Raw genomic sequence first — 18,370 nt, 5'->3', positions numbered from 1 at the left:
CCCCCTCCGTCTGGCAAGAGCCAGCCACCTCCCCCTGGCGGGGGAGGATCGAGACGTTGGAGTAGGTCTAACCCAACCGTTACGGCCGCAAGGCTTGTCATCGCGGCTCCCCAGCGGCAAAGCGGCGCGCATGAAGCGCAAGACCGGCCAGGATCGTTCGATCACCCAAAATTGGCGTCCCGCGACGCGCGCCATCCGCGGCGGCACTGCCCGCAGCGAATATGGCGAGACGTCGGAGGCGTTGTTCCTCACCTCGGGCTATTGCTACGACAAGGCGGGCGACGCCGCGGCGCGCTTTGCCGGCGAGCAGGAGGGGATGACCTATTCCCGCCTGCAGAACCCGACCGTGCAGATGCTCGAGGAGCGGATCGCGCTGCTCGAAGGCGCCGAGGCGTGCCGGACGATGGCGACCGGCATGGCGGCGATGACCGCGGCGTTGCTCTGCCAGCTGCAGACCGGCGACCACCTCGTCGGCGGCCGCGCGGCGTTCGGCTCGTGCCGCTGGCTGACCGACACGCTGCTGCCGAAGTTCGGGATCGCCACGACGATCGTCGATGCGCGCGATCCGCAGGCGTTCCTCGACGCGGTCCGCCCCGAGACCAAAGTGTTCTTCTTCGAGACGCCGGCCAACCCGACGATGGACATCGCCGACCTGAAGGCGATCTGCGACATCGCACGCGAACGCGGCATCACGACGGTGGTCGACAATGCGTTCGCGACGCCGGCGCTCCAACGGCCGATGGAGTTTGGCGCGGACGTCACCGCCTACAGCGCAACCAAGATGATGGACGGGCAGGGCCGCGTGCTCGCAGGCGCGGTCTGCGGGACCGAGGATTTCATCACCAACACGCTGCTCCCCTTCACGCGCAACACTGGCCCGACCTTGTCGCCGTTCAACGCCTGGGTGGTGCTCAAGGGCCTCGAAACGCTCGATCTGCGGATCCACCGCCAGTCCGAGAACGCGATGAAGGTCGGGCAATTCCTCGAAGGCCGCGTGCCGCGCGTCCTGCACCCCTTCCTGCCGAGCCACCCGCAACACGAACTGGCGATGCGCCAGATGGACGCCTGCGGCCCGATCTTCGCGTTCGAGGTCGAGGGGCGCGAACAGGCGCATGCGTTGCTCGACGGGCTCGAACTGGTCGACATCTCGAACAACATCGGCGACTCGCGCTCGCTGATGACGCATCCCGCCTCGACCACGCACGCGAGTGTCTCGCCCGACAAGCAGGCCGAGATGGGCGTGACCGAAGGGTTGCTCCGCATCAACGTCGGGCTCGAGGACGCGCAGGACGTGATCGACGATCTCGACCAAGCGCTGAGCAAGGCCGGTCTATGAAGGCGCTGTTCCCCAACGCGGCGACGACCGATGGGGTAACGGTGCGCGTGTCGGTCAGCTATCTGCCCGAACAGTCCGAGCCCGAGCGTGGCCGCTGGTTCTGGGCCTATCACATCCGGCTCGAGAACGAGGGCGACGAGACCGTCCAGCTGCTCACCCGCCACTGGGTGATCACCGACGGCCGCGGCGCGCGTCACTCGGTCGAGGGCGAAGGCGTGGTCGGCGAACAGCCGGTGATCGAACCGGGCGCCAGCTTCGACTACGTCTCGGGCTGCCCGCTCGCGACGCCATCGGGCGCGATGCAGGGCACGTACCGCATGGTCCGCGAGGACGGCGCGATCTTCGACGTCGAGATCCCCCGTTTCGCGCTCCTCGCGCCCGCGGTGCTGCATTGAGGAGTTCGCGATGAAGCGCACGCATCTCCCGCTCAACGGCCTGCGCGTGCTCGACGCGGCCGCGCGGCATCTGTCGTTCACGCGCGCCGCGGACGAGCTGGCGGTCACGCCGGCGGCGGTCGGCCAGCAGATCCGTGCGCTCGAGGATACGCTCGGCGTCGTCCTGTTCCGGCGCACCACGCGCGGGCTCGAACTGACCCCCGAAGCCGAGGCTGGCCTCGGTGCACTGCGCGGCGGCTTCCTCCAGTTCGAGGAGGCGGTCCGCGCGATGCAGGCCGGCCAGTCCTCCAAATCGCTGACGATCGCCGCGCCGCGCGACCTGACCGAGAAATGGCTGATGCCGCGGCTCGCGCAGATTGCCGAGGCCGATCCCGAACTCCGCTTCGTGCTGATCACCGCGGACGAGAATGTCGACTTCACCGAGGCCAATCTCGATCTCGCGATACGCTGGGGCGATGGCCCGGGCGAGCATGAGGGCGAGGCGATCGAATCCGAAGGCATGGTGACGATCGCAGCGCCCGGCAGGGATGGCGATTCGGCGATCGCCTGGTCGGGTGAGGACGGCGTGGCGCTGGTGCGCGTCACCGACGCCGGGCTCGCGATCGATGCGGCGGCGGCGGGGTTGGGGCGTGCGACCGTCCCCGAACTGCTGGCGCGGCGCGATCTGGCGCAGGCCCGCGTACGGCTGATCGGCGAATCGCAGCCGTCGCAGGGCGGCTATTGGCTGGTCGCGCCGCTGCCGCAATGGCGCCAGAAGAAGGTCCGCGCGCTCGTCGACGCGCTCACCGCGTGAGGCAGCCCGGGCGCAGACCGCGGCGTGCCGGCGTTTCGCCGGTGCTGAGGACCCGCCGGCTCCGGTTGCGCCCGCTCGTCGAAGGCGATGCGACGGCGCTGCACCCGATGCTCGCCGATGCGGACTTGATGGCCTATTCCGCCGACGGTCCGCTCGACAGCGTCGACGATGTCCGCACGTATCTCGCCGAGGAGGCCGCACCCGGCAACCAGCGCACCTGGGCGATCACCCGCACCGGCGACGACCGCGCGATCGGCTGGGTCTCGGGCAGCGAGGCCGACGGGGCCGGGGTGACCGAGATCGGTTTCATCCTTGCGCGTGAGGCGTGGGGACGGGGGATTGCGCGCGAGGCGGTGTCGGCGGTGATCGATCGACTCTTCGCCGAGGGGCGCAAACGCGTGTTCGCCGACGCCGATACCGAGAATACCGCGTCGATCCTGTTGCTGGAGCGCTTGGGGTTTCGCCGCGAGCAACTGTTGCGCGACGAATGGGAAACGCATCTCGGCCTGCGCGACAGCCTGATCTACGGGCTGTGCGCGGACAGCTGGCAGGCCGCCGGGCGCGCCTAAGCCACCTCTTCCACCCCGGCGAAGGCCGGGGCCCAGGTGGATAGGTGGATATAACGAAGCGCCGCCCTCAGTCAGCACCGTCCCCCAGCTGGGCCCCGGCCTTCGCCGGGGGGCCGCTTCAGCTTGGGAGACCCCACTGCCGTTCTCCCGCGAAGGCGGGAGCCCAGGGCCGCAGGCGATGGCGTCTGGTATCCTGGGCCCCCGCCTGCGCGGGGGAACCGTAGTGCGATGAAGCGGCCTACCGCGCCGCCAGCAACGCCAGCGCCCGCCCCATCAACCCCGCGAACCGGACCTCACTCACCGCGTCATCCGCGCGATGCCAGTTCCCGGTCGCGGCATACCAGCGCCCGTCCTTGGTCTGGACGAGGTAGTTCAACGTCACGACCCCAGGTTCGCCGCCGCCCTTGAACCCGACATAGCCGAACCGCTTGGCGATCGCCGGATCCACCCCCGCATTGACCGACAGTATGGCCCGGGTCGTGGCATCCGCCCCGCGCAACCGATCGAGCAGCCCCGCCATCGCCGCCGGGCTGGCAAACCATTCGACGCTGTCGATCGCCACCGGCTTCCCCGCGAACACGGTCGGATCCAGCCTGGCCGTCGCGATCTTCGCCGCGTTTGCGGCCAGCAGCGACCGGCGCGCCTCGACCGACCCCGCCGTCCAAGCCCTGGTCAGCGCCGCATCGCCCTTCACCGCGAACATCTCGCGCGTCGTCATCACCGGCACGCTGCCGCCGGCCGACGCGGCCATCGCATCGACCTTCGCGCGCCCCAGCGTCGTCAGCAGCGTATCCGTCGCGGTGTTGTCGCTGATCGAGATCATCAGTGTCGCCAGCGTCTGCACCGTCACCGGCGATCCCGCCGGCCAGGTCTGCATCACACCCGAGGGCAGCGACGGCGCGCCGACCGTCACGACGTCCGCCCAGTGCCGCTCGCCCGCCGCGACCTGTCGCGCCAACTCCGCGAGCACCCACAGTTTGAACGCCGACCCGAGCGGCGCGGCGGCATCGGCGCGATAGGCGAGGAGCGGCACGGGTTTACCCTGGCCCAGCGCATACAGCCCGAACCCGCTGGCCCCCGGCAGCGCGCGAAACTCGGCTTCGAGCTTGGCCATGCTGTCGTCGCGCGGCGCCGTGCCGGTGATCAGCAGCCCGGTTGCGGCATGCGGCGGGGCGGGATCGATCACCAGGCGGACGCTCGCAGTACCGCGCGCATACCCGACGGTCAGGTCCGCCGACCAAGCCGAGGTCGCGGTGAACGTCTCGAGTCGTTGCGGGGCGCCGATCGCCGCCTTCAACTGCGCGCCGATCGCCGACAGTTGCGCCGCCGGGACCTTGTCGCGGAAAGTCGCCGCGAAATAGGTTTCGTACGCCCCGCGACCGTCCAGTATCTCTACCAGCGCGTCCGCCTTGGCGCGCAACGCCGCGTCTGGCTGAACCCCCTGCGCACCGACTCCGACGGGCAACAGCGCCATCAGGATCGCGAGCAGCCGGAGTGCCAGCCTGCGCATCAGTTCTTCAGCTTCCACCCGCTCTTGAGCAACCGGTAGCACAAGGTCGCGAGCACGACGTCGATCACGAGGATCACGATCCCGCCGATCATCACCGGCGAATCGGCGATTCCCAGGAACCCGTAGCGGAAGCCCGAGATGATATAGAAAAACGGGTTCGCATGGCTGAACGCGCGGAAGGCGGGGGCCAGCTTGTCGACCGAATAGAAGGTGCCCGACAGCAGCGAGAGCGGCGCAATCACGAAGTTGGTGACCGCGGCGGCATGATCGAACTTGTCCGCCCAGATCGACGTCAGCACGCCCAGCAACGCCAGGAACACCGCGCCGAGCAACCCGAACCAGATGATCGCGAGCGGCGCGTGCGGCGTGACGTGCACGCCCGGATACAGTGCCATCGCGGCCCACACCACGACCCCGACGATGACCGCGCGAGTCACAGCGCCACCGACCAGCGCGCCCAGCAGCTCACCCGTCGACAAGGGCGGCTGGAGATAATCGACGATCGTCCCCTGCATCTTGCCGACCAGCAGCGAGAAGCTCGCATTGGCGAACGCCGGCCCCATCATCCCCTGCGCGATGATCAGGCCGGGGGCGATGAAATCGGCGAACGCGACGATCTGGCCATCGACCGGAACCGGGCTTTTCGCGCCGGTCGCGATGGTGAACACGATCAGAAACAGGAGGGTCGTGATCGCCGGTGCCCATACCGTCTGAAGCTGCACCTTGAAGAACCGGCGCACCTCCTTGATATAGAGGGTTCGCAATCCCTCCCAGTTCACGCTCTTGATGACGGGAACGCCGGGGGCGGAATGCACCGCCGAATGGATTTCACCGATTGGGGGCTGGCTGCTCATGGAGGTTGCGGGTAATCGCTGCCGCTGCTGCCCGCAACCGCTTAACACTGGCCGGCTGACGCTGACTAAGGAACGAATATGTCCTGGACCGACGAGCGCATCGCGACGCTCAAGACGATGTGGGAGGCCGGGCAGACCGCCAGCCAGATCGCCGAAGCGCTTGGTGGCGTCAGCCGCAACGCCGTGATCGGCAAGGCGCACCGCCTCGAACTGCAGGCGCGCCCGTCGCCGGTGAAGCCGAACGATCCCGACGCCAAGGCGGCCGCCGCGACCGAGGCATCCGCACCCGTCGCAGCGGCGGCGCCCGAGCCAGTCGCCGCACCGGAGCCTGTCGAGGTTGCAGCGCCTGCACCCGCACCGGTCGCGCCGCCCGTTGCCGCTGCAAAGCCCGCCGCGCCCGAACCGGTCGCCGAAGAGCCCGAGGACGACGCGGATGAAGACGAGGACGAGGACGAGGCGGCACCTGCCGTCGCCGCGCCGGTTCGCGCGCCGCAGCCGATCCTGCGCTCGGTCGGCCCCGGCGGCTTCCTCCGCCAGGCCCCCGGCGAGCAGCAGCCGCCGAGCACGCCCGCGCCGCCGCGTCGCCTCGTGCCCGCCAAGCCGTCCGCCGAGATGGCGAACAAGACGAGCCTACTCGAACTCAACGACCGCATCTGCAAATGGCCGCTGGGTCATCCGGGCGAGCCTGATTTCCATTTCTGCGGCAAGGCCGTGAACCCGGGCTTCCCCTATTGCGTCGACCATTGCGGTCATGCGTACCAGGCACAGCTGCCCCGCCGCGATCGCCGCCCGACGCCACCGCTGCCGTTCGGCGGCCCACGGCCTCGCTGAGGCGTAGGGCGGCCTGCGCCAGCCTGGCGCAGGACTCGCCCAAGCCCGGCCGGCGCGGCTCGCCGCGGCCGACGACATGGGCTTTGCCCATGGCTAGCGTGATTTGAAAAGGCCGCTTCCTCGGGTGAGGAAGCGGCCTTTTCAAAACTGCTACCACCTAGACTTCGAGAGGCACCACCCCGGCGAAGGCCGGGGCCCAATCGGGAAGGTCTCGGGAATCGTGCGCTCCGCTCTGTTAGCAACGTTCCCCAGTTGGGCCCCGGCCTTCGCCGGGGTGGTCCGTGTGTTTGCTGGCGAGAATCTTTGCCTTGTTCTCCCGCGAAGGCGGGAGCCCAGTCTGGATCCCCGCCTTCGCGGGGAAAACGCTAGCGGATCGGTAGCAAACCACCATCGCGCTGGGCAGGACGGTAGCCAAGGCATCCCGAACATGAAAAGGCCGCTTCCTCGACTGGGGAAGCGGCCTTTTCTGTCTCGGCTAGACATGGGCAAAGCCCATGTCGTCGACCGCGGCGAGCCGCGCCGGCCGGGCTTGGGCGAGTCCTGCACCAGCTTGGTGCAGGACTCGCCCTGCGCCTCAGAACCTAAACGCCACCGTGCCGCGCACGCTGTGCCACCGGAAATTATCGTCCGACCGCTTGAACGCGGTCCCCGCCGTGTTCGGCGCGAGGACGAACGGGTTGGTCGCCGGCTGCGTCCCACGCGTGACGAGGACGCGGTAATCGTCGTCCTGATACTGGTGGAACATATATTCCAGCCCGACCGAGACGTTCTTGGCCAGCTTCTGCTCGATGCCGCCGCCGCCGGTGATGCCGAACTGGTTCTTCTTGCCGCTCTGCGCATAGGCGTTGGCGGTGTTGCTCGAATAGAAATCGCGGTTGATCCGCGCATAGCCCGCGCCGAACGTGCCGTAGAACAGCGTCGTGTTGACCGCATAGCCCGCGCGACCGCGGATCGCGGCTTCCCAATCGAGGTCGCGAGTCATCGTGTAGAAGGCGGGCGTGGTCGAGAATGCGCTGACGCTGTCGCGGATGTTCGACTTGCCGAACTCGCCGACGACGCCGACGACGATATTACCCATCTGCTGGTCGATCCCGACTCGCGCATAATAGGCCGTGTTGTTCTTGTCGTTGCGACAGCCACGGCCACCGACCGCGGGCGCGGTGCTGCTGGTCGCGGCGCCGTTGCAGAAGCCGGGCGAGAACGCGTTGGCGCCCGTCGCGGTCGTGACCGCATCGCCGAACCGGCCGTCGAGGTTGCGGTCGAACTGGATCGACGACCCCACATCGTTCGGCTGCACGTCATACCCACCGGCCGCGCCGACATAGATGCCGCTGAACGGTGCGGCGTCGTCGGCCATCTCCTGTGCCGCGGCAGGCGTCGCGGCGAATCCCAGTGCGGCGGTCCCGATCAGGGCCACCATCATCGTCTTGTTCATGTTCACTCCCGGAAACATCATGACAGGTTTTTCATAAACGGGGCGGGCGCAGGAATTTCTCCCCGCAACGCAACAATTTGAGCGCATGTGACTTTACGGTAACAGGGAGAACAAACAGAGCCTGTGGCTTTGTCCAGCGCCTGCGGCTACGCTCTGTGCATGGCTGAAGATCTGTTCGCGTCCCCGGGCGCACCCGGCGTCGGCAAACCCGCCGCCAATACCTACGACGCCTCCTCGATCGAGGTCCTCGAGGGGCTCGAGCCCGTACGTCGCCGCCCCGGCATGTATGTCGGCGGCACCGACGAGCGCGCGCTGCACCACCTCGCCGCCGAAGTGCTCGACAACGCGATGGACGAGGCGGTCGCCGGCCATGCGACGCGGATCGAGGTGACGCTCGACGCCGACAACCGCCTGACGATCGTCGACAATGGCCGCGGCATCCCGGTCGATCCGCATCCCAAGTTTCCCGACAAGTCCGCGCTCGAGGTGATCCTCTCGACGCTGCACTCGGGCGGCAAGTTCGCGGGCAAGGCGTACGCCACCTCGGGCGGCCTGCACGGCGTCGGCATCAGCGTCGTCAACGCGCTGTCGTCCGACACCGTCGTCGAGGTCGCGCGCGATCGGCAATTGTACCGCCAGCGCTTCGCCAAGGGGCAGACGCTCGGCCCGATCGAGCATCTCGGGCCCACGCCCAACCGCCGCGGCACCAGCGTCGCGTTCACCCCCGATACCGAGATCTTCGGCACCGAACTGAACTTCAAGCCAGCGCGTCTCTACAAGCTCGTCCGCTCGAAGGCGTATCTGTTCGCGGGCGTCGAGATCCGCTGGCATTGCGCGCCCGACCTGATCGGTGACGATACGCCCGCACAGGCGGTGTTCCAGTTCCCCGGCGGCCTCGCCGATCACCTGCGCGACCAGATCGCCGGCCGCGAATGCGCGACGTCCGATTTCTTCTCGGGCTCGCAGGATTTCCCGAGCGCGAACGGCGAGACGCAAGGCCGCGTCGAATGGGCCGTCGCTTGGCCACTGTGGAGCGACGGCTCGTACAGCTGGTATTGCAACACCATCCCGACCCCCGATGGCGGCACGCACGAACAGGGCCTCCGCCAGGCGCTCGTCCGCGGGCTTCGCGCGTTCGGCGATCTCGTCGGCAACAAGAAGACCAAGGATATCAGCGCGGATGACGTGATGGTCGGCAGCGAACTGATGCTGTCGGTCTTCATCCGCGAACCGCAGTTCCAGAGCCAGACGAAGGATCGCCTCACCAGCCCCGAGGCCGCGGGCCTCGTCGAGAAGGCGGTCCGCGATCATTTCGATCATTTTCTCAGCCACAACATGGATCGCGGCAAGGCGCTGCTGAACTATGTGCTCGAGCGGATGGACGAACGCCTGCGCCGCAAGCAGGAACGCGACGTCAAGCGCAAGACCGCGACCTCCGCGCGTAAACTGCGTCTGCCGGGTAAGCTCACCGACTGTTCCGCCAACTCGCCCGAAGGCACCGAGCTGTTCATCGTCGAGGGCGACTCGGCAGGCGGTTCGGCGAAGCAGGCGCGTGACCGCAAGACTCAGGCGATCCTCCCCATCCGCGGCAAGATCCTCAACGTCGCTTCGGCGACCAGCGCGAAGATCTTCGCCAACCAGGAAATCGCCGACCTGACGCTCGCGCTCGGCTGCGGCACGCGCAAGGACTGTACGCCCGACACGCTGCGCTACGAACGCATCGTCATCATGACCGACGCAGACGTCGACGGCGCGCACATCGCCACGCTGCTGATGACGTTCTTCTTCCAGGAGATGCCCGAACTGGTCCGCCGCGGGCATCTCTACCTCGCGCAGCCGCCGCTCTACCGCCTGACCGTCGGCACCAAGAGCGTCTACGCGCGCGACGACGCGCACCGCGCCGAACTCGAGCGCACCGTGTTCAAGGGCAAAAAGGTCGACGTCGGCCGCTTCAAGGGCCTCGGCGAGATGAACCCGAACCAGCTCCGCGAAACCACGATGGACCCCGCCACGCGCGGCATGCTCCGCATCACGCTCCCGCAGGAATATGAGGAGCGGGCAGGGGTGAAGGATCTCGTCGACCGCCTGATGGGCAACAACCCCGCCCACCGCTTCGCCTTCATCCAGGAGAATGCGGGCCGCATGGACGAGGAAGCGATCGACGCCTGAGCAAAGGCCAAGGTCAAGCCTAGGTCGCTAGACTCGGTATCTGCCGATCACGCCGTCCAGGACGCCGCAAATTTCTTCGTAACGATCATCTTGCGTAACCAATACATGCGCATACACTGTTCCGATCGCGGCGCGTACGCCGTCGAATGAATAGGGGTATCTGCATGATCCCGTTTGCTTTCGTTTTGCTTCAGGCGGCCGTTTCCAGTCAGGCGGCCGCGCCAGCCCCCGTCGCGCCCGCACATTCTGCCGATGGCGAGGGAAAGACCATCGTGGTGGTCGGTCGGCGGGTCGAGGACAGCGCACGCGCGCTGGCAGCCTGTATCGCGCGGCAGTGTCCGCCGAAGGAGGAGATCGACGCCTCGCTGGCGTATGCGGAGGACCAGTTCCTCGCAGGCGATTATCCCGAGGCGCAGCGCACGCTGGCAAAGGCACGCGGGCGCAACATGCGGTACAAACGCGAATTGCCCGTCGAGGTGGGCGATCTGTTGCGGGCCAGCGGCCGGATGCTGGCGGTGAACGGGCAACGCGATGCCGCGCGCATTACCGCCATCGACTCGCTCGACGCGCTCAAGAGCGGCCTTCCCTCGACCGACCGACGGATATTCATCCAGCGACTCGCGGTCGGCGACGCGTTCGCCAAGGAGGGCCGCTTCATCGCCGCGCGCGACGTCTACAACAAGGTCGCGAATCAGGCGGCGGCGGCGGGGGACGTCCGGGTCAAAGGCTATGCGCTCTTTCGTATCGCAGGCCTGTACACGTCGATCGCGCCGCTCGTGCCGGCGTATCGGCAAACGGCGTTCGATTCGCTCCGTCGCATCGACGAGACGACCGAACCCGATCTGGCACCGTTTCGCGATGCCGCGAAGTTCCTGCGGTGCCGTCTGCAGGGCACGGGCGTCAACGCCGGGCGCGACTGTATCGCGGCGACGAATACCGATCGTGTCAGCAAGGCGGAACTCATCTACGCGCCGCCGATCGACCTGAACAACTGGCGGCAGGAAAATCCCTCGACCGTGGCGCGGTTGCACGGCGAAGCGACGCCGCAATGGGCCGATGTCGCATTCCGGGTCGCGCCCGATGGAACGGTCCGCGACATCGATACCGTTCGCACGTCGACTAATGTGGATGCGGGCTGGATGAAACTGGTGACCGACGCGCTGGGCGAGCGCCGGTACCGGCCCTTGCAACGCGCCCCGTCCGATGAGGGGCTTCGGCGGATCGAGCGATATTCCATCGTCTACGACGTCGTCAGCATGAAGGGGACGCGGATCCGTGCGCGGTCGTCCGTTCCGCATATCGAGATACTCGATCTGACGGTCGAGCCTGGAATGAGCTGACCAGCCACGGCGGCCCCCGGCCCGTCGTTACCGGTTTGCCGTACCGGGTCGACACAGCGCCCATGGCTGCACCAGCCGGGTCATCGCGCATGGCGTCTAACCGGTGTTGCCCCGGGCGTCTCGGCCTCGTATCAAGCAGCTCGGGCGGCCGATACAGGTCGCCCTCGTTGTTTGAAGGAGCTGCCGTCGTGACCATCACCCCGCTCATGCCCGTCTACCCGCGGTGTGGCGTGCGTCCGGTCCGAGGCGAGGGCGCGTACCTCTTCGGTGAGGACGGCCAGCAGTATCTCGATTTCGCCAGCGGCATCGCGGTCAACGCGCTCGGCCATGGCCACCCGCATCTGACCAAGGCGATCGCCGACCAGGCCGCCACGCTGATGCACGTGTCGAACCTGTACGGCAGCCCGCAGGGCGAGCACCTCGCGCAGCGGCTCGTCGACAACACGTTTGCCGACACGGTGTTCTTTACCAACTCGGGTGCCGAAGCGGTCGAGTGCGCGATCAAGACCGCGCGGCGTTATCATTTCGCCAACGGCAATCCCGAGCGTCACACGCTGATCACGTTCGACACCGCGTTCCACGGCCGTACGCTCGGCGCGATCTCGGCGACCAACCAGGCGAAGATGCGCGACGGGTTCGAGCCGCTGCTGCCCGGATTCGCCTATGCCACGTTCAACGATCTCGAAGGCGCGCTCGCGCTGATCGACGACAACACCGCAGGCTTCCTGGTCGAGCCGATCCAGGGCGAGGGCGGTATCCGCCAGGCTAGCCACGAATTCCTGACCGGCCTGCGCAAAGCATGCGACGAGCACGGCCTGCTACTCGTCCTCGACGAGGTCCAGTGCGGCTATGGCCGAACGGGCAAGTTCTTCGCGCACGAGCTGTACGGCATCACCCCCGACATCATGTCGGTCGCCAAGGGCATCGGCGGCGGGTTCCCGCTTGGCGCGTGCCTCGCGACCGAAGAGGCGGCCAAGGGCATGGTCGCGGGCACGCACGGCTCGACCTATGGCGGCAACCCGCTGGCGATGGCGGCGGGCGAGGCGATCCTCGACGTGATCCTCGAGGACGGGTTCCTCGCGCACGTCACCGCGATGGGCGACCGGCTGCGGCAGGGGCTCGAGCAGATGATCCCCAACCACGATCACCTGTTCGACAGCGTCCGCGGCACCGGGCTGATGCTCGGGTTGAAGCTCAAGAGCGACAGCCGCGCGTTCGTCGCGTTTGCGCGCGATCATCACAATCTGCTGCTGGTATCGGCGGGCGAGAACGTCATCCGCATCCTGCCGCCGCTGGTGATCGACGAGAGCCACATCGCCGAGTGCCTCGACAAGCTGTCGACCGCTGCGCGCGTCTACGTGCCCGCCGCCGACGATTGAACTGTTCCTCCCCGGTACGGGGAGGGGGACCATGCGAAGCATGGTGGAGGGGGATCGCCCCGCAGCGCAGCGCTCGTGGAGGCCCCCCTCCACCCCGCTCTGCGAGCGCGGTCCCCCTCCCCGTGCCGGGGAGGATGATATGACCCGCCATTTCCTGAATCTCACCAACGCCGGCGCCGACGGCATCGCCGCGATGCTCGCCGATGCGCTCGATCGCAAGGCGGCGCGCGCCGGCTTCCCCAAGGGCCGCGCGGACGCCGACGCGCCGCTCGCCGGCCACACGCTGGCGATGGTGTTCGAGAAGAACTCCACCCGCACGCGCTTCTCGTTCGACATGGCGATCCGCCAGCTCGGTGGCACCTCGATCGTGTCCGACGCAGGCTCGATGCAACTCGGCCGCGGCGAGTCGGTCGCGGATACCGCGCGCATCCTGTCGGGCTATGTCGACGCGATCATGATCCGCACCGACGATCACGCCAAGATCGAGGAGATGGCGCATTACGCCAGCGTCCCCGTCATCAACGGCCTGACCGACGCGTCGCACCCGTGCCAGATCATGGCCGACCTGCTGACGATCATCGAGAGCGGCAAGACGCTCCCCGGCCTCAAGGTCGCGTGGCTTGGTGACGGTAACAACGTGCTCGCCTCGATCGTCGAGGCGGCCGGGCTGATGAAGTTCGACGTCGTCGCCGCCTGTCCGCAAGGCTATCAGCCGACCGACGCCGACGTCGCGCTCGGCAAGGGCCGCGCCAAGGTCGTCGCGTCGCCGCAAGAGGCGGTCGAGGGGGCGGACATCATCGTCACCGACACCTGGATCTCGATGGGGCAGAGTGATTCGGACACCAAGCTGAAGGCGCTGACACCGTATCAGGTCGACGCCGCGCTCATGGCGATGGCCAAGCCCGACGCGAAGTTCCTCCACTGCCTCCCCGCACATCGCGGCGAGGAGGTCACGTCCGAGGTGATCGACGGCCCGCAGTCGCTGATCTGGCAGGAGGCCGAAAACCGCCTCCACGCGCAGAAATCGGTGCTGCGCTGGTGCTTCGGGCAGATTGGTTGAAGGGCCGGGGCGAGCTCCCCATTTTCATCCTTCGCCTGCCCGTCATCCCAGCGCACGCTGGGATCTCCCGATAACGGAGACTGCCCCTGCGGCACGAGATCCCAGCGTTCGCTGGGATGACGGACGGCGTTGTGATGACGAGGTGAAGCTTTGAACGACCCCAACATGACCGATCTCGACCGCGCGCTGGCCTTCGCGATCCCCGCGCGCAGCGCGCGGGGCCGGATCGTCCGGCTCGGCACCGCACTCGACGAGGTGCTCGCCGCGCACGCCTATCCGCCCGCGATCGAGAAACTGCTCGCCGAAGCCCTCACGCTCGCCGCGCTGATCGGCTCGACGTTGAAGGACGCCAGCGGCCAGCTGACGATGCAGACTCGCACCGACAATGGCGTCGTCCAGCTGCTGGTCTGCGACTATCGCGGTGGCGAAGTCCGCGGCTATATCGAATATGATGCGGACAAGCTCGCCGAGGCCCCGGCCGAGCCGTCGCTGTTCGCGCTGTTCGGCGCGGGCTATCTCGCGATCACCTTCGACATGGCGAGCAGCAACGAACGCTATCAGGGCATCGTCCCGCTCGACGGCGACACGCTGTCGGAGGCGGCGCAGAGCTATTTCACCCAGTCCGAACAGATCCCGACGATGGTCCGCACGGGCATGGCCAAGGGGCCCGACGGTCGCTGCGTCGCGGGCGGCCTGTTCCTCCAGCACCTGCCCGAGGGCGAGGATGGCCGCGAACGGCTGCACACCAAGCTCGATCATCCCGAATGGGAGCATGTCGCCACGCTCGGCAATACGATGGGCGCGGACGAGCTGACCGACGCGGCACTCCCGCTCGAGACGCTCGTGTGGCGGCTCTTCAACGAGGAGGAGGACGTCCGCATCCTCGCCGACATCCCGATCACGCGCGGCTGCCGCTGCGATCCCGACTATATCAAGGGCGTGATCTCGAAATTCCCGGTCGAGGAACGGCGATCGATGGCAGACGAGACGGGGTTCATCGTCGTCGACTGCGCGTTTTGCGCCAAAAAATTCCCGGTTCCGGTCGAAGACTGATGCTGCGTCGCACCTGATCTAGGTAAGGCGAGGAATTAATGTCTTATTTACCCATTTCGGGTATATAGTCGGCTGTGCTTTTAGTTCGGCACGTTTTTTCTCCCTAGTGGCGCGGTTCGCGCCAACCTCAGGGGCCGCCTCACCGGGCGGCCCCTTTCTTTTTGCCCGCCGCTGGCCTAGCGAACGGCGCATCATGACATCTCCTGCTCCCTATGCGGTCGCCCTCGTCTCGGGCGGTCTCGACTCGATGGTATCCGCGGCGCTCGCGCGCGAAGCCGGCCAGCGCGTGCTCGCGCTCTCCTTTGACTATAACCAGCGCCACCGCATCGAACTCGATGCCGCGCGCCGGGTCGCGGAGGCGCTGGGGGCCGAGCGCCACATCGTCCTGCCGATGGACCTCTCGGCGTTCGGTGGCTCTGCGCTCACCGCCGATATCGACGTGCCGAAGGACGGCGTCGGCACCGAGGACGGCGGCGGCATTCCCGTCACCTATGTCCCCGCGCGCAACACGATCTTCCTGAGCCTCGCGCTCGGCTGGGCGGAAGCGTCCGGCGCGCGCGACATCTATATCGGCGTCAACGCGCTCGATTATTCGGGCTATCCCGACTGCCGCCCCGAATTCATCGCCGCGTTCGAAGGCCTTGCCGAGCTCGCGACCAAGGCCGGCGTCGAGGGCGACCCGTTCCGCATCCAGGCACCGCTGCAAATGATGACCAAGGCGGACATCGTGCGCGAAGGCACGCGCCTCGGGCTCGATCTCGGGCTCAGCTGGTCGTGCTACGATCCGACGCCGGACGGCAAGCATTGCGGCGCGTGCGACAGTTGCCGCCTGCGCTCGAAGGGGTTCGAGGACGCCGGGATCGCCGATCCGACCGTCTACGCCGCACGCCCCGGTACGGAGCACGGCTGAGCGATGAGCTATGCGGTCAAGGAGATGTTCCTGACGTTGCAGGGCGAGGGCGTGAACGCCGGTCGCCGTGCGGTGTTCGTGCGGTTTGCCGGCTGCAATCTCTGGTCGGGGCGAGAACAGGACCGCGCAACCGCGGTGTGCCGGTTCTGCGATACCGAATTCGTCGGCACCGATGGGCTTGGCGGCGGCAAGTTCGCCGACGCACAGGCGTTGGCGGCGGCGGTCGCGGGCTTCTGGGGCGAAGGCTCGCAGGACCGGTTCGTCGTGCTGACCGGGGGCGAGCCGATGCTGCAGATCGACGACGCGATCGTCGATGCGCTCCACGCGCACGGCTTCCGGATCGCGATGGAGAGCAACGGGACGATTGCCGCACACCCCGGCATCGACTGGATCTGCGTGAGCCCCAAGGCGGGCAGCGTCGTCGTCCAGCGTACGGGGCACGAACTCAAGCTGGTCTGGCCGCAGCCCGGTACGGATATCGACGATGTCGAGACGTGGGACTTCGCGAACCTGCTGCTCCAGCCGCTCGATGATCCGCGTGCAGACGCGAACCGCGAGGCCTGCGTCGATATGGTGATGGAGCGGCCGCAATGGCGGTTGTCGCTCCAGACGCACAAGCTGCTGGGCTTGCGCTAAACCACCGGGCTCCGGCCCCGCACATCATGGCCCCGGGAAGGAAGGGGCGACATGCGCGGGGCCGGCGCGATTCTCAACGCCCGGCGATGCCGACGCCTTCCGGCGGCCAGTTCTGCGCGCCGCACTTCTTGGCGACCCATTCGCCCTTCTTGTCCCAGCAGATCGCATCGAGCCGCGGCATCGGGGCATTGCGGTCGCGACCGATATAGCGCGGGAAGCGCTGCTCGCCCCACGGGATCAGGCTGTTGCGCAGCTCGCGCGAGCGCGCCAGCGCGACATCGGCGAAATGCCCGCGCGGTGCGAACACCGCGTCGCGACCGATCGACGCGGCGGTCTGGCAGAAGCCATATTGCGCGGCGACCGTGGCGAAGCTGGAATAGGTCCGCGTGCCGAACTGGTCGAGCGCGGCCTGCCCGGCCTTGAGGCCAGCCGCCTTGTTCACGCGGAGGAAATATTTGGTCAGCGTATCGAACGCGCCCTTCAGCTCGTCACCATGATCGGCGAGGATCGAGTTGTAGTTCGGCACGGTCAGCAGCGTCGGCTCGAACTGGCATTGCAGCGCAGCGACGTTGAGCGCGGCGCGCATATGCCACACCAGCGCGGCGCGCGTTTCGGCGGACGTGGCGCCGGGCAGGGGCTGGCCGAGATCGGCCTCGTCACCGACCACCGCCGCACCCGAAAAGTCGCGCGACTGCAGGAAAAACTGCGCCGATGCCGACTGCGCTACGGCAAGCCCGCTCGACGCCACGCAGAGCGCGAGCGCAGTACGCAACACTTTCATTCAAACCTCCCCAGGGGCATTCCAAGTCGACGAATCTAAAGCGTTTCCGTCAAACCCCCAAGCGATTTTAACCTTTTGGGCAGCACGATTTCACGCGTGCAGCATACCGATTCGACGGCTGCGAAACGACCCAGCTTTACCGCCATTCATGCCCTGATCGGATCGCCTGATCCACCCCCGGCAAGCCCACAACGCGAAAGGGCCGCCCGGTTGCCCGGACGGCCCTTCACACTAGCAATGTCTTTGAAGGCCGTCCGCCGAGGCGGCTGGCCCTCGCGACGATTACATCGCGTTGTTGGTCATCATGGTGTCGTTCGACATCATCGTGTCGTTCGCCATCATGCTGTCGTTGGCCATCATGCCACCGTTCGACGCACCGTCAACGGCGGTCATGTTGTCGGTCATGGTGTCCATGCCCTCGGTGGCGTTCATGTCGGTGACCATCGTGTTGTCGGTGGTCGTCTCGGTCTTCGGACCGCAAGCCGAAACCGCGAGTGCTGCGCTGGCGATCAGCGAACCGGTCAGGACCTTGGAAATGAGTGCACGCATGTGGAAGCTCCCTAGATAGAGGATTTGGCTGGCTGCTCGCCCTTAATACCCAAATCGTAGTGGACATTAATCCGATAACGCTTCGCCCTCAAGCCTCGTTTTCTTGAGGACAAGAAACTGTTTCAAGGAAAGCATCGACCGTCAACGCAAGCGCAGCGTCGAAGGTTGCAAGGTCCGCCGAAATGCCAAGCGATTGCAGACTGGTAACGCCGTACTCGGGAAGGCCGCACGGGACGATGCCACCAAAATGGGCCAGGTCGGGTGCCACGTTCACCGAAAAGCCGTGGAGCGTCACCCACCGTTTCACGCGTACGCCGATCGCACCGATCTTCGCTTCACGTCCGTTTTCCAGCGTCCAGATGCCGACGCGGCCATCGACCGCGAACGCCTCGACGCCCAGCTCGCCGAGCGCCGCGATCACCCAGGATTCTAGCGCGTGGACGTAACAGCGCACGTCGCGCCCGCGCTTGGTCAGGTCGAGCACGACATAGCCGATCCGCTGGCCCGGCCCGTGATAGGTGTATTTGCCGCCGCGCCTGGTCGGGATTACCGGAAAGCGCGCTTCGATCAGGTCGCCCGGCTCCGCGCTGGTCCCCGCGGTGTAGATCGGCGGGTGCTCGAGCATCCACAGCAGTTCGCGCGCGTCGCCGGCGCCGACCGCGGCCGCGCGCGCCTCCATCTCGGCGAGCGCATCGGCATAGGGGGTGAGGCCGGCGCTGGTGCGCCACTCGATCTCGGGGGGAAGGGGGCTGGTCACCCCTCCCAATTGC

18 protein-coding genes are annotated in these 18,370 nt (G+C 67.1%); 12 read left to right on the top strand and 6 right to left on the bottom strand.

Annotation, left to right across the window (positions count from 1 at the left end):
* Positions 1–130: 130 nt before the first annotated feature.
* The 4 genes from ASE79_RS03095 to ASE79_RS03080 all read left to right on the top strand — a co-directional run bounded on the left by ASE79_RS03095 (position 131) and on the right by ASE79_RS03080 (position 3,093).
* Entirely contained in the window at positions 131–1,336 is a 1,206-nt protein-coding gene (locus ASE79_RS03095; protein WP_055881074.1) for a trans-sulfuration enzyme family protein, read from the top strand.
* Positions 1,333–1,731, top strand: coding sequence for a Co2+/Mg2+ efflux protein ApaG (apaG, locus tag ASE79_RS03090; protein ID WP_056411617.1), 399 nt, complete (start codon positions 1,333–1,335; stop codon positions 1,729–1,731). Before ASE79_RS03095 ends, apaG begins: the two co-directional genes overlap by 4 nt.
* A 10-nt stretch (positions 1,732–1,741) precedes the next feature.
* Positions 1,742–2,524 (top strand): LysR family transcriptional regulator, encoded by a 783-nt coding sequence (locus ASE79_RS03085; RefSeq protein ID WP_056411615.1) that lies wholly within the window; start codon positions 1,742–1,744, stop codon positions 2,522–2,524.
* A 65-nt stretch (positions 2,525–2,589) separates the two neighbouring features.
* The gene (locus ASE79_RS03080; RefSeq protein WP_235516727.1) at positions 2,590–3,093 is read left to right on the top strand and encodes a GNAT family N-acetyltransferase; all 504 of its coding nucleotides are present in this window, start codon (positions 2,590–2,592) and stop codon (positions 3,091–3,093) included.
* 238 nt (positions 3,094–3,331) lie between these two features.
* Here ASE79_RS03080 and ASE79_RS03075 read toward each other — a convergent pair whose 3' ends face one another.
* Together ASE79_RS03075 and ASE79_RS03070 are read right to left on the bottom strand one after the other, a co-directional pair.
* Complete coding sequence (locus ASE79_RS03075) at positions 3,332–4,621, bottom strand: serine hydrolase (RefSeq protein WP_235516726.1); 1,290 nt, start codon at positions 4,619–4,621, stop codon at positions 3,332–3,334.
* Positions 4,603–5,457 carry an ABC transporter permease gene (locus ASE79_RS03070; protein WP_056411608.1) on the bottom strand — a complete coding sequence of 285 codons (855 nt, stop codon included), beginning with the start codon at positions 5,455–5,457 and terminating at the stop codon, positions 4,603–4,605. The genes ASE79_RS03075 and ASE79_RS03070 overlap by 19 nt, the downstream gene beginning before the upstream one ends.
* Positions 5,458–5,535: 78 nt before the next feature.
* Between ASE79_RS03070 and ASE79_RS03065 the strand changes: the two genes are divergently transcribed.
* Complete coding sequence (locus tag ASE79_RS03065) at positions 5,536–6,288, top strand: GcrA family cell cycle regulator (protein ID WP_056411606.1); 753 nt, start codon at positions 5,536–5,538, stop codon at positions 6,286–6,288.
* A 574-nt stretch (positions 6,289–6,862) separates the two neighbouring features.
* Here the strand turns inward: ASE79_RS03065 and ASE79_RS03060 are convergent.
* On the bottom strand, positions 6,863–7,723 hold the full coding sequence (locus ASE79_RS03060; RefSeq protein ID WP_056413299.1) for an outer membrane protein: 861 nt from the start codon (positions 7,721–7,723) through the stop codon (positions 6,863–6,865).
* A 159-nt stretch (positions 7,724–7,882) separates the two neighbouring features.
* Here ASE79_RS03060 and parE point away from each other — a divergent pair, with 159 nt between their 5' ends.
* The 7 genes from parE to queE all read left to right on the top strand — a co-directional run bounded on the left by parE (position 7,883) and on the right by queE (position 16,270).
* Positions 7,883–9,892, top strand: coding sequence for a DNA topoisomerase IV subunit B (gene parE, locus ASE79_RS03055; RefSeq protein ID WP_056411604.1), 2,010 nt, complete (start codon positions 7,883–7,885; stop codon positions 9,890–9,892).
* A 164-nt stretch (positions 9,893–10,056) separates the two neighbouring features.
* Positions 10,057–11,232 carry a hypothetical protein gene (locus ASE79_RS03050; RefSeq protein WP_056411602.1) on the top strand — a complete coding sequence of 392 codons (1,176 nt, stop codon included), beginning with the start codon at positions 10,057–10,059 and terminating at the stop codon, positions 11,230–11,232.
* Positions 11,233–11,420: 188 nt separating this feature from the next.
* Positions 11,421–12,611 (top strand): aspartate aminotransferase family protein, encoded by a 1,191-nt coding sequence (locus ASE79_RS03045; RefSeq protein ID WP_056411600.1) that lies wholly within the window; start codon positions 11,421–11,423, stop codon positions 12,609–12,611.
* A 139-nt stretch (positions 12,612–12,750) separates the two neighbouring features.
* Positions 12,751–13,671, top strand: a complete 921-nt coding sequence (gene argF / locus ASE79_RS03040) for an ornithine carbamoyltransferase (protein WP_056411598.1) — start codon at positions 12,751–12,753, stop codon at positions 13,669–13,671.
* A gap of 165 nt (positions 13,672–13,836) precedes the next feature.
* Positions 13,837–14,724 carry an Hsp33 family molecular chaperone HslO gene (locus ASE79_RS03035; protein WP_056413298.1) on the top strand — a complete coding sequence of 296 codons (888 nt, stop codon included), beginning with the start codon at positions 13,837–13,839 and terminating at the stop codon, positions 14,722–14,724.
* Positions 14,725–14,917: 193 nt separating this feature from the next.
* Positions 14,918–15,634, top strand: a complete 717-nt coding sequence (gene queC / locus ASE79_RS03030; RefSeq protein ID WP_056411596.1) for a 7-cyano-7-deazaguanine synthase QueC — start codon at positions 14,918–14,920, stop codon at positions 15,632–15,634.
* Between the two features lie 3 nt (positions 15,635–15,637).
* The gene (queE, locus tag ASE79_RS03025; protein ID WP_056411595.1) at positions 15,638–16,270 is read left to right on the top strand and encodes a 7-carboxy-7-deazaguanine synthase; all 633 of its coding nucleotides are present in this window, start codon (positions 15,638–15,640) and stop codon (positions 16,268–16,270) included.
* A gap of 73 nt (positions 16,271–16,343) precedes the next feature.
* On the opposite strand, the gene ASE79_RS03020 is transcribed toward queE, so the two are convergent.
* The 3 genes from ASE79_RS03020 to lipB all read right to left on the bottom strand — a co-directional run bounded on the left by ASE79_RS03020 (position 16,344) and on the right by lipB (position 18,357).
* Positions 16,344–17,051: a hypothetical protein gene (locus tag ASE79_RS03020; RefSeq protein WP_056411593.1), complete on the bottom strand. Its 708-nt coding sequence runs from the start codon at positions 17,049–17,051 to the stop codon at positions 16,344–16,346.
* Between the two features lie 282 nt (positions 17,052–17,333).
* Complete coding sequence (locus tag ASE79_RS03015) at positions 17,334–17,600, bottom strand: hypothetical protein (RefSeq protein ID WP_056411591.1); 267 nt, start codon at positions 17,598–17,600, stop codon at positions 17,334–17,336.
* Positions 17,601–17,688: 88 nt separating this feature from the next.
* The gene (gene lipB / locus ASE79_RS03010) at positions 17,689–18,357 is read right to left on the bottom strand and encodes a lipoyl(octanoyl) transferase LipB (RefSeq protein WP_056411589.1); all 669 of its coding nucleotides are present in this window, start codon (positions 18,355–18,357) and stop codon (positions 17,689–17,691) included.
* Between the last annotated feature and the right edge of the window lie 13 nt (positions 18,358–18,370).

This window comes from Sphingomonas sp. Leaf28, assembly GCF_001421685.1.
Classification (GTDB): Bacteria; Pseudomonadota; Alphaproteobacteria; order Sphingomonadales; family Sphingomonadaceae; genus Sphingomonas; species Sphingomonas aurantiaca.
This window is presented reverse-complemented; position numbering and strand designations above follow the sequence as displayed.

Excerpts from the sequence above, each read along its gene's own strand:
- ASE79_RS03095 (WP_055881074.1), top strand. The coding sequence starts at position 131 with ATGAAGCGCAAGACCGGCCAGGATCGTTCGATCACCCAAAATTGGCGT.
- apaG (WP_056411617.1), top strand. The coding sequence starts at position 1,333 with ATGAAGGCGCTGTTCCCCAACGCGGCGACGACCGATGGGGTAACGGTG.
- ASE79_RS03085 (WP_056411615.1), top strand. The coding sequence starts at position 1,742 with ATGAAGCGCACGCATCTCCCGCTCAACGGCCTGCGCGTGCTCGACGCG.
- ASE79_RS03070 (WP_056411608.1), bottom strand. The coding sequence starts at position 5,457 with ATGAGCAGCCAGCCCCCAATCGGTGAAATCCATTCGGCGGTGCATTCC.
- ASE79_RS03065 (WP_056411606.1), top strand. The coding sequence starts at position 5,536 with ATGTCCTGGACCGACGAGCGCATCGCGACGCTCAAGACGATGTGGGAG.
- ASE79_RS03060 (WP_056413299.1), bottom strand. The coding sequence starts at position 7,723 with ATGAACAAGACGATGATGGTGGCCCTGATCGGGACCGCCGCACTGGGA.
- parE (WP_056411604.1), top strand. The coding sequence starts at position 7,883 with ATGGCTGAAGATCTGTTCGCGTCCCCGGGCGCACCCGGCGTCGGCAAA.
- ASE79_RS03050 (WP_056411602.1), top strand. The coding sequence starts at position 10,057 with ATGATCCCGTTTGCTTTCGTTTTGCTTCAGGCGGCCGTTTCCAGTCAG.
- argF (WP_056411598.1), top strand. The coding sequence starts at position 12,751 with ATGACCCGCCATTTCCTGAATCTCACCAACGCCGGCGCCGACGGCATC.
- ASE79_RS03035 (WP_056413298.1), top strand. The coding sequence starts at position 13,837 with ATGACCGATCTCGACCGCGCGCTGGCCTTCGCGATCCCCGCGCGCAGC.
- queC (WP_056411596.1), top strand. The coding sequence starts at position 14,918 with ATGACATCTCCTGCTCCCTATGCGGTCGCCCTCGTCTCGGGCGGTCTC.
- queE (WP_056411595.1), top strand. The coding sequence starts at position 15,638 with ATGAGCTATGCGGTCAAGGAGATGTTCCTGACGTTGCAGGGCGAGGGC.
- ASE79_RS03020 (WP_056411593.1), bottom strand. The coding sequence starts at position 17,051 with ATGAAAGTGTTGCGTACTGCGCTCGCGCTCTGCGTGGCGTCGAGCGGG.
- ASE79_RS03015 (WP_056411591.1), bottom strand. The coding sequence starts at position 17,600 with ATGCGTGCACTCATTTCCAAGGTCCTGACCGGTTCGCTGATCGCCAGC.